The sequence below is a fragment of the Pseudomonas sp. Ost2 genome (assembly GCF_018326065.1).
In the GTDB taxonomy this organism is placed as follows: Bacteria; Pseudomonadota; Gammaproteobacteria; order Pseudomonadales; family Pseudomonadaceae; genus Aquipseudomonas; species Aquipseudomonas gingeri.
On the sequence record NZ_AP021904.1, the window covers coordinates 3722937 to 3736512 of the forward strand.

The 13576-nt window shown below is 63.7% G+C and carries 10 protein-coding genes and 1 pseudogene; 2 read left to right on the forward strand and 9 right to left on the reverse strand.

The window, feature by feature from the left end:
- Positions 1-42 precede the first annotated feature (42 nt).
- From KI243_RS16320 to iolC, 7 genes and pseudogenes are all read right to left on the reverse strand, one after another.
- Positions 43-1064 (reverse strand): annotated as a pseudogene (locus tag KI243_RS16320) (Gfo/Idh/MocA family oxidoreductase).
- Positions 1065-1227: 163 nt separating this feature from the next.
- Positions 1228-2241 carry a Gfo/Idh/MocA family oxidoreductase gene (locus KI243_RS16325; protein WP_177116383.1) on the reverse strand — a complete coding sequence of 338 codons (1014 nt, stop codon included), beginning with the start codon at positions 2239-2241 and terminating at the stop codon, positions 1228-1230.
- 39 nt (positions 2242-2280) lie between these two features.
- Complete coding sequence (gene iolD / locus KI243_RS16330) at positions 2281-4218, reverse strand: 3D-(3,5/4)-trihydroxycyclohexane-1,2-dione acylhydrolase (decyclizing) (protein WP_212809331.1); 1938 nt, start codon at positions 4216-4218, stop codon at positions 2281-2283.
- Positions 4215-5039 (reverse strand): TIM barrel protein, encoded by an 825-nt coding sequence (locus tag KI243_RS16335; protein ID WP_212809333.1) that lies wholly within the window; start codon positions 5037-5039, stop codon positions 4215-4217. The genes iolD and KI243_RS16335 overlap by 4 nt, the downstream gene beginning before the upstream one ends.
- A 35-nt stretch (positions 5040-5074) precedes the next feature.
- Positions 5075-5884 (reverse strand): 5-deoxy-glucuronate isomerase, encoded by an 810-nt coding sequence (gene iolB / locus KI243_RS16340; protein ID WP_017128429.1) that lies wholly within the window; start codon positions 5882-5884, stop codon positions 5075-5077.
- Positions 5881-6774 carry a myo-inosose-2 dehydratase gene (gene iolE / locus KI243_RS16345; RefSeq protein ID WP_017128430.1) on the reverse strand — a complete coding sequence of 298 codons (894 nt, stop codon included), beginning with the start codon at positions 6772-6774 and terminating at the stop codon, positions 5881-5883. The genes iolB and iolE overlap by 4 nt, the downstream gene beginning before the upstream one ends.
- A 181-nt stretch (positions 6775-6955) precedes the next feature.
- Positions 6956-8896: a 5-dehydro-2-deoxygluconokinase gene (iolC, locus tag KI243_RS16350; protein WP_178990552.1), complete on the reverse strand. Its 1941-nt coding sequence runs from the start codon at positions 8894-8896 to the stop codon at positions 6956-6958.
- A 312-nt stretch (positions 8897-9208) separates the two neighbouring features.
- Here iolC and KI243_RS16355 point away from each other — a divergent pair, with 312 nt between their 5' ends.
- Positions 9209-10123 carry a MurR/RpiR family transcriptional regulator gene (locus KI243_RS16355; protein ID WP_017128432.1) on the forward strand — a complete coding sequence of 305 codons (915 nt, stop codon included), beginning with the start codon at positions 9209-9211 and terminating at the stop codon, positions 10121-10123.
- 501 nt (positions 10124-10624) lie between these two features.
- Here KI243_RS16355 and KI243_RS16360 read toward each other — a convergent pair.
- Positions 10625-10762, reverse strand: coding sequence for a hypothetical protein (locus KI243_RS16360; protein ID WP_212809335.1), 138 nt, complete (start codon positions 10760-10762; stop codon positions 10625-10627).
- A gap of 66 nt (positions 10763-10828) precedes the next feature.
- Positions 10829-11794, reverse strand: coding sequence for a LysR family transcriptional regulator (locus KI243_RS16365; protein WP_042936453.1), 966 nt, complete (start codon positions 11792-11794; stop codon positions 10829-10831).
- A gap of 295 nt (positions 11795-12089) precedes the next feature.
- Between KI243_RS16365 and argH the strand changes: the two genes are divergently transcribed.
- On the forward strand, positions 12090-13517 hold the full coding sequence (argH, locus tag KI243_RS16370) for an argininosuccinate lyase (RefSeq protein ID WP_017128435.1): 1428 nt from the start codon (positions 12090-12092) through the stop codon (positions 13515-13517).
- The last annotated feature ends 59 nt before the right edge of the window (positions 13518-13576 follow it).

Sequence of the window (13576 nt, forward strand, 5' to 3'; positions counted from 1 at the left end):
GTCGGAGCGGGCTTGCCCGCGAAGACGCCAGTGCAGGCACTGCTAATCCAACCGCACCACCCTCGCCTCTTGCGCGCTGAGTCGCGCGGCATCCAGCACACGGGTGGTTTCCAGCGCCTCCCGCGGCAACACCGGCACCGGCCCGCGTCCGGCCACCGCCTCCTGGAGCTGACGGTAGAACTGCGGCCAGTTGCCCCGCTCCGACGGCACCTTCTCGCGCTCACTGCCCCGCTCGAACCAGCCCCAGTTGCGGTGCTCCTCCACACCCCAGCGTTCGCCCTCGGTCTTCGGCGAACGCCCGCCCAGCACCGCCTCGCTCTGCACATCCAGGCCGTCGACGCTGTAGCTGCCGGACTCGCCGGTGACCCGGAAACGCGGCCCCGGCAGGTTCTGCACGGCATTGCCCCACAGATGCGAAACCACGCCGTTGCGATGGGTCAGCGAAAGGAAAAAATCATCGTCGAGTCCTGCGTGGGCCGCGAGAAAATCCACTTCGGCGTAGACCCGCGCCACCGGGCCGAACAGTTGCAGCGCCTGGTCCACCAGGTGACTGCCGAAATCTCGAAGGATCCCCCGCCGCCCGGGTCGCCCACGGTAGCCGGGGCATAACGCTCCATGCGCGATTCGAAACGGCTGATCCGGCCCAGGGCGTTGGCGGCGATCAGTTTGCGCACGGTCAGGAAATCGGAGTCCCAACGGCGGTTCTGGTAGACGCTGAGCAGTACGCCCTTGTCCCGTGCCGCCCGGATCAGTTCCTCGGCCTCACGGGCATCGACCGCGAAAGGCTTGTCGCTGACCACACCGATGCCGCGCGCGATGGCTTCGAGGATCAGCTCCCGGCGACCGGCGAGTGGCGTGCAGATCACCGCGATGTCGACGCCGGCCTCGACCAACTGCGCCAGGCTGTCGAACGCCGGCAGGCCGGGATGATCGGCGGCCAGCTGACGGCGCCGCCCGGCATCGCGACTGACCACGCCGACAAAGGTCGCCCCCGCCAGGCTGGCCAGCAGCGGTCCATGGAAATAACGGCCGCCATGGCCGTAGCCGACCAATCCTATGCGCATGACCTGGCTCCTTTGCATGAAGGGACGCGGATGGCTCCCGTTTCCAGGGTGACTGTGACGAGCTCTTCGCGGGCAAGCCCGCTCCCACAGTGGTCTGGTCGAATCCACACACACCTTGTGGGAGCGGACTTGCCCGCGAAGAGGCCGGTCCCGCTGAGGCAAATCAGTGATAGAACGCCGGCCGTGGCGGCAAACCGATCCGCACGATCGCCCCGCTCTTCTGCGCCTCGATACAGGCATCCGCCGCCACCGCCGCGGCAAAACCGTCCCAGGCCGACGGCCCGCCGACCTGTCCGGCCCGCACCCCATCGATGAACGCCTGCAACTCGACGTCATAGGCGGCGATAAAACGATCCTTCCAGTCCATCAGGATGGCGTTGGACAGCTTGGCCTGACTGCGCAACTGCACCTGGGACGGCTCCGGCAACCGGGCGATACCGGTTTCCCCGACCACTTCGCACTGGATGTCATAGCCGTACTGGCAGTTGACGAAGACCTCGACATCGATCCGCGTACCACGCGCCGTCTCCAGCAGGACGATCTGCGGATCCTTGAGATGAGGGAAGGCCTTGGGCGACTTGCGCGGGAACACCACCTGCACCGAGACATAGTCATCGGCCAGCAGCCAGCGCAGCACATCCAGCTCATGGATCAGGGTGTCGGTGATCGCCATGTCGGTCTTGTAGTTCTCACCCACGGTCGGGTTGCGGTGGGCGCAGTGCAGCATCAGCGGTTCGCCGATCTGGCCGCTGTCGATCACCGCCTTGAGGGCCTGGTAGCCCTGGTCGTAGGGACGCATGAAACCGACTTGGACCAGGCGCTTGCCATGGGCCACCTCGGCTTCGACGATCCTGCGGCAGCCGGCGGCGGTCACCGCCAGGGGTTTTTCGCAGAACACCGGCTTGCCGGCGGCAATCGCCGCCAGGACAAATTCCTCGTGGCTCGGCCCCCAGGAAGTCACCAGCACCGCCTCGACCTCCGCGGCCTGGATCAGCGCGTGACCATCGGGATAGACCTCGGCGACCAGGTCGAGCTCGGCCACCACCCTGGCCGCCTGTTCCAGGTTGATATCGGTGACCGCCACCACCTGGCTGCCCAGCAAGGCCTGGCTGCAGCGACGGATATGATCACGGCCGATGGCGCCGGTACCGATCACGCCAAGCTTCAAGGACGACATAGAAGTACTCCCGTTTATAGTCTTGTTGAGGGTCTGCAATCAGTACTGCCGGGCTTTCGCCAGTTGGGCATTGAGCTTTTCCACCACGGCGGCGGTGCGTTCGCCGGTCGACACCTGCGCCACGCCGACCCGCCACCAGGACAGGTACGAATGGATCATGGTCTTGGGCAGGACCTTGATATCGATCAGCGTCGATACCGTCTGCAATCGTGCATCGGCCAGGGCCGCGTGCAACTGTTCGAGGGTGCTGACCTTGTAGCTCTTGCAGCCATAGGCCGCGGCGCTCATGGCGAAGTCCACCGGCACGAAACCACCGTCGAGCCGTCCGGTCTGCGGGTTGCGGTAGCGGAACTCGGTGCCGAAGCTGTCCATGCCGTTGCCCATCTGCAGGTTGTTGATGCAACCGAAACTCATGTTGTCGAGCAGGATCACATTGATCTTGCGTCGTTCCTGGATCGAGGTCGCCAGCTCCGAATGCAGCATCAGGTAGGAGCCGTCACCGACCAGAGCGTAGACCTCGCGTGCCGGCTCGGCGAGCTTCACCCCCAGTGCGGCATTGATCTCGTAGCCCATGCACGAATAGCCGTATTCGACGTGGTAGGTATCGACCCCCTTGCTGCGCCACGCCCGTTGCAGGTCGCCCGGCAGGCTGCCGGCCGCGGCGACGATCACCGCGTCGTCGGCCAGGGTTTCGTTGAGGACACCGAGCACCCGGCTCTGGGTCAGGCAGGAGCCGGTCAGCTCGATGAACTCGCGCAGCACCGCCGGGTCCGTGTGGTCGTTGACTTCTGGGACAAAGTCCGCGGCCTGGTAGTCGATCTGGTAGACCCGTTCGATTTCCTCGTCGAGCCGGGCCCTGGCCTGCTGCGGCCGATCGCCCCAGGCGGAGCGGTAGCCCGAGTCGGCCAGGGCCGCGGTGAGTGCCTGCAGGCCGCAGCGGGCATCGGCCAGCAGTTGCACGCCATCGAGTTTCACGGCATCGCAGGGGCTGATATTGAGGTTGAGGAATTCCACCTGCGGGTGCTGGAACAGCCATTTCGACGAAGTGGTGAAGTCGCTGTAGCGGGTCCCGATGCCGATGATCAGATCGGCGTCCCGGGCCAGCAGGTTGGCCGCCAGGCAACCGGTCTCGCCGATGCCGCCGACATTCAGCGGATGCGCCGAGACGATCGCGCTCTTGCCGGCCTGGGTTTCGGCGAAGGGAATGTCGAAGCGCTCGGCAAAGGCCTGCAAGGTCGCACCGGCGCCGGAATAACGAACCCCACCGCCGCAGATGATCAAGGGTGTGCGCTTGCCCTTGAGCAGCGCCACGGCGTCGTCGAGCATGGCGTCGGTGGCGGGCCGACGATCGATGCGATGCACGCGCTTGCGCAGGAAATAGTCCGGGTAGTCATAGGCCTCGGCCTGTACATCCTGGGGCAAGGCCAGGGTCACCGCGCCGGTTTCGGCCGGATCGGTCAGCACCCGCATGGCCTGGATCGCCGCGCTCATCAGTTGTTCGGGCCGGTTGATGCGGTCCCAGTACTTGCTCACCGCCTTGAAGGCATCGTTGGTGCTGATGCTCAGGTCGTGGAACTGTTCGATCTGCTGCAACACCGGGTCGGGCTGGCGGCTGGCATAGACGTCCCCCGGCAGCAGCAACAGCGGAATACGGTTGGCGGTGGCCGTGGCGGCCGCGGTCAGCATGTTCGCCGCCCCCGGGCCGACGGACGATGTGCAGGCGTAGATCCGGCGCCGCAGATGCTGCTTGGCGAAACCGATGGCGGCGTGGGCCATGCCCTGCTCGTTGCGGCCCTGGTGCACCAGCAGTTCGCCGCTGTCCTGTTCCAGCGCCTGGCCCAGGCCGAGGACATTGCCGTGGCCGAAAATGGTGAAGACCCCGGCGACGAACTTGCTCTGCACCCCGTCGACCTCGACATACTGGTTATCGAGGAATTTCACCAGGGCCTGGGCCATGGTCAGTCGTGTCGTGCTCATGCAGCCACCTTGCTGTTCAGATGATCCATGCTCGCGCCCAGGGCCTGGCGGATATCCTCCAGGCCGTGGACGCTCTCGGCGAACGGTTCGAAGGACAGGTGCCCGCTGTAGCCATGGGCGAGCAGATGGCGGATCTGCGCGGCGTTGCCGAGGATATCCGCCTCGCCCACCAGGACCCGATGGCCATCGCGAAGGGTCGCCAGCGGCGCCTGGGCGTCTTCCACGCCAGAGATATGCACCAGGCCGGTCAATTCGGGAAAAAACTCCTCCTCACCCGCCAGATGGTGATGAAAGGTGTCGTGCACCAGGCGGAACACGTCCAGCCCGCCAACGGCCTTGATGGCATCCACGGCCTGGCGTTTGCGCCGCAGCGAGCATTCCTCGAACCCCAGGGGCTCGATAAAACCGAGAATGCCGTGTTCGCGCAGGATCGGCGCCAGTTCACTCAGGGCCGTGCGCAAGCCCGTGGTGCGTTCGGCGCCGCCGCGGGGGTCGGCGCGGTCGTTCAACGGACACATCACCAGCGCCTCGGCGCCGCAGTCGCGGGCATAACTCGCCAGCCGGACGGCCTGTTCGCGGCGCTGGTCATTCCATACGTCAAAGGGATACAGGGCATTGATGGACAGCACCCGCAGCCCGCCGGCGGCGCACAGGTGGCGAATGTCACGGGGCGAACTGCCGTCCTCGATCTCGATGCCCGCGAGATCGTTGCGGATCTCGATGGCATCCGCCTGGAGGCTCACCGCCAGGGCAATGAAGTCCGCCAGGGCAAGACGTGGGGCAACCATACGATTCAGGGCGAAACGCAGGGGCTGGCGCATTATTGTCGTTCTCCGTGGGCAAGGGCTGGAATTCGTCAGAGATCCATCAGCCAGGCGTGTTGCGGATCGTTGTGGAACTGCCAGACCCGCTTGGGCCCGGCCATCACGTTCAGGTAGTAGGACTCGTAGCCGTACGGCACGCTGACCGGGTGATAGCCCTTGGGCACCACCACCAGGTCGCTGTTTTCCACGGCCATGGCCTGGTCGAGACTGCGGTCGTCGGTGTAGACCCGCTGGAAGACAAAACCCTGGGGCGGGTTGATCTGGTGGTAGTAGGTTTCCTCCAGGAAACTCTGGTGCGGCAGGTCGTCGGTGTCGTGCTTGTGCGGCGGGTAGCTGGAGGAATGTCCCGACGGCGTGCGCACCTCGACCACCAGCAGCGAATGGGCCGGCTCGCTGTCCGGCAGGATGTCGCAGACATACCGGGTATTGGCGCCCTTGCCGCGCACGCTGCGCTTCATCCCTTCGGGACGGATCAGGCGGGCCGGCAGTGTCGCGGACGCGGCGCCCGGTGCCGCGCAGACGGCGATCTGCACATCGCTCAGGGCCGTGACCCGCGCCTGACTGCGGGGCGGCAGGTACACGGCATAGGGCGACTTGTCCTCGAAGACCGAGTGCCGCTCACCGATATTGTCCCAGTGAAAGGCGCCCTGCCCCGGCGTCTCGCCCTTGATATCGACCCGGCCGGCCAGCAGCACCAGACACAGCTCGCGGTCATCGGCACTGACCGGCAGGCTCTCGCCCAGGCTCAGGCGGTAGGCGGCAAACCCCACGTACTCCAGGGTCCCGGCGGGCAATGCGACCATCTGCTGGCCACGGGGTGAACTCTTGACCAGCAGGTTCATGGCGCGATCCTCTCGTTGAGCAGTGCCCGCAGAGTGTCATAGCCTTTTTTCGCGTAGGCGTAGCTCGGCGCCACCGCCGGGTCCTGCTCCGCCTCGACCACCAGCCAGCCCTCGTAACCGGCGGCCAGCAACACATCGAGCAACGCGGCAAAATCGATATCGCCGTCGCCCGGCACGGTGAAGGTGCCGTTGATGATGCAGTCCGGGAAACTCCAGAGTTGGTTGCGCGCCAGTTGCACCACCGGCTTGCGCACATCCTTGAAATGCACGTGGCAGATGCGCCCGATATGCTTGCGCAGGACATCCAGCGGCTCGCCACCGCCCATGTAGCAGTGCCCCGAATCGAACAGCAGGCCGACTTCCGGGCCGGTCAGGCGCATCAGGGTATCGATGTCCGTCGGCGACTCGACATAGGCGCCCATGTGATGGTGGTAGGCCAGGCGTACGCCCCGGGACAAGGTGAACCGCGCCAGTTCGGTGAGTTTGTCGGCGTAGACCTGCCAGGCCTGTTCAGTGTGAAAGCGGGGCCGTTCGACCAGGCGGATGCGCTGGCCCTGGATCGAGTCGGCGACTTCACCGTAGACCAGCACCTTGGCGCCGTTCTGTGCCAGCAACTCGACATGGCTGGCGATGGCGTCGATTTCCTCGGCGGCGGAACGCCGGGCCAGACGGCTGGAGTACCAGCCCGAGACCAGAGCCAGGCCATAAGGACGCAGGACATCGCCGACTCCCTTGGCATCCTTGGGAAACTTGCCGTTGAGTTCGAAGCCCTCGTAGCCGATGGCCTGGCCTTCGCTCAAGGCGGTGCTCAGGGGCGTTTCGCCGCCGAGGGAAGGCAAGTCGTCATTGCTCCAGGAAATCGGGTTGATGCCAATACGGATAGCGGGCATGGACTGCACCTTTTCTTGTTGTTCAACACTCTGTGGGAGCGGGCTTGTCGCCGAGAAACTGTTGGCGGTTGATCGTTCCCACGCTCCGCGTGGGAATGCCGCCATGGACGCTCCGCGTCCAGCGTCGCGACCTACATTGCCACGCGGAGCGTGGGAACGATCACGACTGTTTTTCCTGCAGTCAACTGGCCCTGGCCTCACGCCAGGCATCGATCAACTGCACGAAAATCGCCTGCACCGCGCGAATCAGTCCTTCGTCGTCGATTTCCCCCGCCAACCAGGCCCGACTCGGTTCATGGTGGATCGTACGACCGACCGCGAAGCCGCGACAGGTGCTGCTGCGCCCGGCCTGGCGAAAGCCCTCGGCAAGGGCGTCGGCCGGCGCATTGAGGCCGAGCAGGACCACGCCGCGACAATACGGGTCACGCTCCTGGATCAGGGCATCGAGGCGCTGCCACTCTTGCGCGCTCTGTGCCTCGATCTTCCACCAGGCCGGGAAAATGCCCAGGTTGTACAGGCGCTTGAGCGCACGATAGAGCACGTCGGGATGGGGCGAAGGGTGATCCTTGGGCGGAATGATCTCCAGCAGCAGCTCATGCCCACTGACCTGGGACGCCTGGTACAGACCGAGGATCTGCGCCTCCTGTTCCAGGCGCAGCATCGGTTCGTCATCGGGATGGTATTGCACCAGGCACTTGATGATCTGTTCCCGGGGCCAGCCGATCAGGTTGCTGCCAATGGAGCGCCCGTGTTCGAACGCCAGCGGCCGCGAACCCTGGACTTCCACCGGGCGCGCGACCCACCAGCCGCGGCCGGTCGCGGCGTTCAGGGCGTCCTGGCCGAAGCGCTGATCCGCCAGCAGGCCGATATCCGCGGCCACGCCCTGGCGTTGCAGGTCGGCCTCGACCCGTTCCACGGCCTTGATGAACAGTAGCTTGAGATGGCTGATGCAGGCCGGATCGCGCCCGCCCTGCTGCGCCAGTTCCACCAGTTGTCCGCGATGATCGAAGGCGAAGATGAACAACTGCTTCCAGGCTTTGCGCGGCACGCTGACCTGATGCAGGCGTTGCAGCAGCACGTCCTGGTCGGGCCGGGTGATCGGCACCGGGCTGCTGAACAGGTAGTCCAGTTCGGCCCGGGTCGGCATGGCCGGGGCACAGGCGTGCCGGGAAACCACCAGGCCCCCGCAGGCATTGGCCAGGCGGCAGCAGTGTTCATCGTCGGCGCCGTCCAGCCAGCCACTGAGGAAGCCGGCCATGAAGGCATCGCCGGCGCCCAGCACATTCAGCACTTCAACCCGCACGCCCGGATGGATCGCCCCGTCCTCCAGCCGTTGCGGGATCGCCCCGTGAATCACCGTGCAACCCTGCGGGCCGAGCTTGACCACCAGGGTCGCGGCCGTCAGTTCGCGCACCCGGCGCAGGGCCGCGAGCAAGTCGGTCGAGCCGCCGGCGATGAGGAACTCTTCTTCGGTCCCGACGATCAGGTCGAAGCGCGGCAGGATCTTCTGCACATGGGCACTGACCTGCTGGTCGGCGACAAAGCGGGTTTCGCCGTCGGCCCTGCCGGCCAGGCCCCAGAGCACCGGCCGGTAGTCGATATCGAGCACGCGCCTGACCTGATGCTTCTCGGCATGGTCCAGGGCCCGGATGCTCGCCTGGTAGACGCCTTCGGTGGAGAAATGCGTGCCGGTGATCAGCAGGGATCGGCTCGAAGCGATAAAGTCTTCATCAATGTCTTCGGCACGCAGCGCCATATCGGCGCAGTTTTCCCGGTAGAACACCAGGGGAAAGGTTTCGCGGTCCTTGAGACCGAGCAGGACCATGGCGGTCAGGCGTTGCGGATCGACGGTGATGCCACTGACATCGCAGCCCTCGCGGGCCAGGGATTCCAGGAGGAAGCGACCCATGTGATCGTCACCGACCCGGCTCAACATGGCCGACTTGAGTCCCAGGCGGGCGGTACCGAAGGCAATGTTGGCGGAAGAGCCGCCGAGGTACTTGGCGAAGCTGCTCACATCCTCCAGTCGCGCACCGACCTGCTGAGCATAGAGGTCGACGCCCAGGCGTCCGAGGCAGATCAGATCCAATTGACGCCCAGTGGCAAAACGAGTCTGGCCCATGCTGGCTCCTGTTATTTTTATTCAGTCGGCGCCCCTCGCCCGAGCGGCGAGGCACACGCTTGGTGGATGCAGACTAAAACGTCTGGCGAGGCCGATCAATATTTTTTCTATATATTTTTTACGTGGAATATTTTTTCCAATAAACTCCGATAGAGTCTCTCCAGGCAGGGTGCATCGATTCAGCCCGGCCGCCGGTCCCCATGGCGACGCTTTTTTTTCCGCCTACCCTGTAGACTGCGCAAGCCAACCTATTGTCAGGGGCCGGCCGGACAATCGCCCGCGCCCTAAAAGAACAAGCCAGAAGGATTCACTATGTCCCGCACCGATCAGCCGGCTTCGACCTCGCCTGTCGGCGACCTCCCCAGCCCCCCGATCAATGCCGAACGCCTGTTGCAGCTGATCACCGAGGAATACGAGGACCTGCCCCGCCAGCTCAAGCGCATCGCCAGCTACATGAGCCAGCAGAGCGACCGGATCATGGTCGATCGGATCAGCGATATCGCCCGCGAATGCGAAGTGCATCCCTCGGCCATCGTGCGCTTCTCCCAGCGCTTCGGCTTCAGCGGTTTCAGCGAGATGCAGACGCTGTTCCGCGAGGCCTACACCCACAAGACCACGCCGGTACAGAACTATCAGCAACGCATCCGCAGCATGATCGCCAACAAGTCGCAGAAAGCCAGCGGCGGCGACCTGGCGCGCGAGTGCGTCAACGCCACGCTGTCGGGGATCGAGCGGCTGGGCCTGGAGCTCGATGACGAAGCCTTCGAAAAGGCCGTGGACCTGGTGGTCAACGCCGACAATATCTATGTGGTCGGCGTGCGCCGCTCGTTCGCCGTGGCCGACTACCTGGTCTACAACCTGCAGCACACCAACAAACGCATCCACCTGGTGTCCGGGCTGGGCGGCAGCTATCGCGAGCAGATGCGCAGCGTGCGGGCCAACGACCTGGTGATCGCCATCAGCTTCACGCCCTACGGCAAGGAAACCCAGCACTGCCTGCGCATTGCCCAGCACCACCAGGCCAAGACCCTGATCATCACCGACAGCAATCTGTCGCCCCTGGCCAAGCGGGCCAATACGGTGTTGCTGGTCAATGAGGGCAGTTCCTTCGCCTTCCGCTCCCTGAGCGCCACGCTGTGCCTGTGCCAGGCGCTGTTCATCGCCGTGGCCTACCGGCTGGAATTGAAAATGGATGAAATCCACGAACAGGCCGGGTTCGAGGACTGACGACTCGCCAGCGGCAAAAAAGCCTCTGGTAACAAGGCATTACCCGAGGCTTTCGGTTTGAAATATCAGCATTGGTAGTGCCCATCGAGGATTATTCCGACAGTCCATGTTTGGAGTACTGACTCGAAACTCCGTCGCCACAGAGCATTCCTTTTTCGACTACACGGTTTCCCACTTTCCAGCCGGGCTTAAACCTACACTCCAGCAAAAAACTAGAAAGTTCCTACGTATAAACCCGTAAATATGACGGGCACTAAAAGCCCCGCCCAGCCAACCCCAGGCGGACCGCTGACTTACAATAAATCCGTCGACTGTTCGAACTTGAAACGTGAGTTTGCGCTGCCGGGCGCACGCCACTTCCCGTTCCGTCGTGACACGCCCGCCCCCCTTTGACCCGATGCCGCCGCAGTTGGCAAGGAACCGTCCATGTGCAAGAAAAACCACCCGCGGGACTCGGCCTGTCCCACTTCGCCAGTGCAACTAACGGCCGGATTGCCGCTTTCAGCAGGCATCACGCCACCCGTATTGAACGGCCTGATGGAACTGCGCGATGCGCTGGTGGCATTCAAGGGCCCCCTGGCCGATGATCCGGGCTACCGCCGCGTCATCGAAGGACTGCTGTTCGACAATGAAGTGCATGAACGCATCCTTGGCAAACAGGTTCGCGAAAGCCCCGGCAACTCGCTGTTCAGCCCGTGGCGCCAGCTAGACCGGCGCCTTGAGATCAACGCCCAGGGCCTGGGCGAAAGCCTTGATCAAGGGGCCGCGCGCCGTGTTGTGGCGCAGGATCAGGTTGAATGAGGTATTGAAACGGATGGTTTCCGGCCGCAGGGCCCGCAACTGCCCACGGCTGACCAGTGGAGCGGCGTAGTGCCGTGGCAGGAAGCCGACAAAACGCCCGGTCTGGATCAACATCGCCACGGCTTCGACCTGGGACGCGGAGGCCGAATAACTGTCGTGGCCGACAAAGTCGAGCTTGTCCCGGTGAATGGCATAACGATGATTGACGAACGCGTGGTTGCGCAGTACATCCCGGTCGATCAAGGCGTCGTCGAGATCGAACAACGGATGGCCGACACCGCAGTAAGCCTCGGACAGTTCTTCATATAGGGAGAAGTAGTCGAACTCCTCTCTCTTCTGATACACAGGCACGATGCCGGCGACAAATCGCCCTTCAACCACGCCACGCTCTACTTCATCCAATTGTGCCGCATGCAGGCGAAACCTTACTTTCGGAGATTCATCATTGATGATCCGCAGCGCGGCAACTAACGGTGAATTAAGATCGGAAATAGTGTTATCCACGACGCCAACACTAAGATCACCCACCAGTTCATTCTGCGCCGAACTAAGCCGATCGCGAAACTTGTCCACCGACGCAAATAACTCGATGGATGCCTGATACACCAGGCTACCCTCTTCGGTCAGGCAGAAACCTTCCCGACCACGCGTGCAGAGGCGCATGCCTATACGGATCTCCAGGTCGGAAATCTGCTTGCTGATGGCCGCGAGCCCCACATTTAGCTCATTCTGGGCCGCACTGAAGCCGCCGGCCTCGACCACGGCCTTGAACACCTTGAGCAATTTGAAATCCAGCCCGCTGAGGGCCAGCGGCGCTCTCTGGCCGGGTTTTGCCGATGGGTTTCCAGAAGTGGAAAGTTGGGTTTCCATAATGCTTATTGACCTCAAACCGCCTATTCACCAGGATTTGTCCCACAACAAGAACATAGCCGGTCAATAATAATGAACACAGAAAACAAGGCTTGGCAACCACAATCAATTACTGCAAATCAGCGACAACTCGCTGATTGTACGCGTTTAAAAACTGACACTTCGATCAGTTCCCTTCACTTGCAACTGCCCTCCTGAAAACTGCACGACCCATCCCGCTTCCGGCTGGCCTCGCCCCGCCTGAACGCCTGTTGCGGTCCTGCCTTGAACATCAATCTGCGTGAGGAAAACAACAATGACCCAAGCCACCGATCGTCTCTGGGGAGCCCGCTTCAAAAGCGGTCCGTCCGCCGCCCTGGCCGCCCTGTCGCGTTGCCCGGAGCGCTACTTCCGCCTGACGCCCTACGACCTTGCCGGCTCCCGGGCCCACGCTCATGAATTGCAACGCGCCGGCCTGCTCGACGAGCAGGAAACCCGGACCATGGTCGAGGCGCTGAATGTCATCGGCGAGGATTTCCAGGCCGGCCGCATCGCGCCGACCCTCGACGATGAAGACGTGCATACCTTTATCGAACGGCTGCTGACCGAACGCCTCGGCGCCCTCGGCGGCAAGCTGCGCGCCGGACGCTCGCGCAACGACCAGACCGCCAACGACCTGCGGCTGTTCCTGCGTGATCATGTGCGCACCCTGGCGGTGGAAGTCCTGGCGCTGCAACAGGCCCTGGTGGAACAGGCCGAACAGCATGTCGAGAGCATCTGCCCGGGTTTCACCCACCTGCAGCAGGCTCAACCCATCGTGTTCGCCCACCACCTGCTGGCCCATGCGCAAGCCATGCTGCGCGATGTCCAGCGCCTGGTGGACTGGGATGCCCGCACCGCACTGTCGCCCCTGGGCGCCGCCGCCATGGCCGGTTCCGCCATCGCCCGCCAGCCGCAACAGTCGGCCCTGGAAATGGGTTACAACGGCGTGTGCGAGAACTCCATCGATGCCGTCGCCAGCCGTGACCACGTCGCCGAATTCCTGTTTGTCGCCAGCATGCTCGGGATCAACATCTCGCGCCTGGCCGAAGAATTCTGCCTATGGTCGTCGCGCCAGTTCCGCTGGGTCGTCCTGGACGACGCCTATGCCACCGGCAGCTCGATCATGCCGCAGAAAAAGAACCCGGATATCGCCGAGCTGGCGCGGGGCAAGGCCGGTCGCCTGATCGGCAACCTGACCGGCCTGCTGTCGACCCTCAAGTCCCTGCCGCTGTCCTACAACCGTGACCTCAGCGAGGACAAGAACGGCGTGCTCGACAGCGTCGATACCCTGTTGCTGGTGCTGCCGGCCATGGCCGGGATGGTCGCGACCATGACCGTCAATGTCGAGGAACTACGGCGCCAGGCGCCCCTGGGCTTCACCCTTGCCACCGAGGTCGCCGACTGGCTGGCGGTGCGTGGCGTACCGTTCAAGGAGGCCCATGAAATCACCGGGGCGCTGGTCAAGGCCTGCGAAGCCCGCGATATCGAACTCTGGGATGCCAGTCCGGCCCTGCTGGCCGAGGTCGACAGCCGCCTGACCGCTGGGGTACGCGACAGCCTGACCCTCGAAGCCGCCATCAATGCCCGCAGCGGCTGGGGCGGCACCGCGCCGCAACAGGTTCGCGAGCAGATCGCCCGGTTGAAAAGCGCCCTGGCAGCCCAGCAGCAATGGGCCGCCGAATACAACGGTTTTCGTCTCTGAATGCATTGAGCCGCGCCCTATAACGCTGTGGGAACACAGACAACACTGTAGAAACACAT

Bases quoted from the DNA above. Each gene is read 5' to 3' on its own strand.
- KI243_RS16325 (WP_177116383.1), bottom strand. From the start codon at position 2,241: ATGTCGTCCTTGAAGCTTGGCGTGATCGGTACCGGCGCCATCGGCCGT.
- iolD (WP_212809331.1), bottom strand. From the start codon at position 4,218: ATGAGCACGACACGACTGACCATGGCCCAGGCCCTGGTGAAATTCCTC.
- KI243_RS16335 (WP_212809333.1), bottom strand. From the start codon at position 5,039: ATGCGCCAGCCCCTGCGTTTCGCCCTGAATCGTATGGTTGCCCCACGT.
- iolB (WP_017128429.1), bottom strand. From the start codon at position 5,884: ATGAACCTGCTGGTCAAGAGTTCACCCCGTGGCCAGCAGATGGTCGCA.
- iolE (WP_017128430.1), bottom strand. From the start codon at position 6,774: ATGCCCGCTATCCGTATTGGCATCAACCCGATTTCCTGGAGCAATGAC.
- iolC (WP_178990552.1), bottom strand. From the start codon at position 8,896: ATGGGCCAGACTCGTTTTGCCACTGGGCGTCAATTGGATCTGATCTGC.
- KI243_RS16355 (WP_017128432.1), top strand. From the start codon at position 9,209: ATGTCCCGCACCGATCAGCCGGCTTCGACCTCGCCTGTCGGCGACCTC.
- KI243_RS16360 (WP_212809335.1), bottom strand. From the start codon at position 10,762: ATGCACTTCATTGTCGAACAGCAGTCCTTCGATGACGCGGCGGTAGCC.
- KI243_RS16365 (WP_042936453.1), bottom strand. From the start codon at position 11,794: ATGGAAACCCAACTTTCCACTTCTGGAAACCCATCGGCAAAACCCGGC.
- argH (WP_017128435.1), top strand. From the start codon at position 12,090: ATGACCCAAGCCACCGATCGTCTCTGGGGAGCCCGCTTCAAAAGCGGT.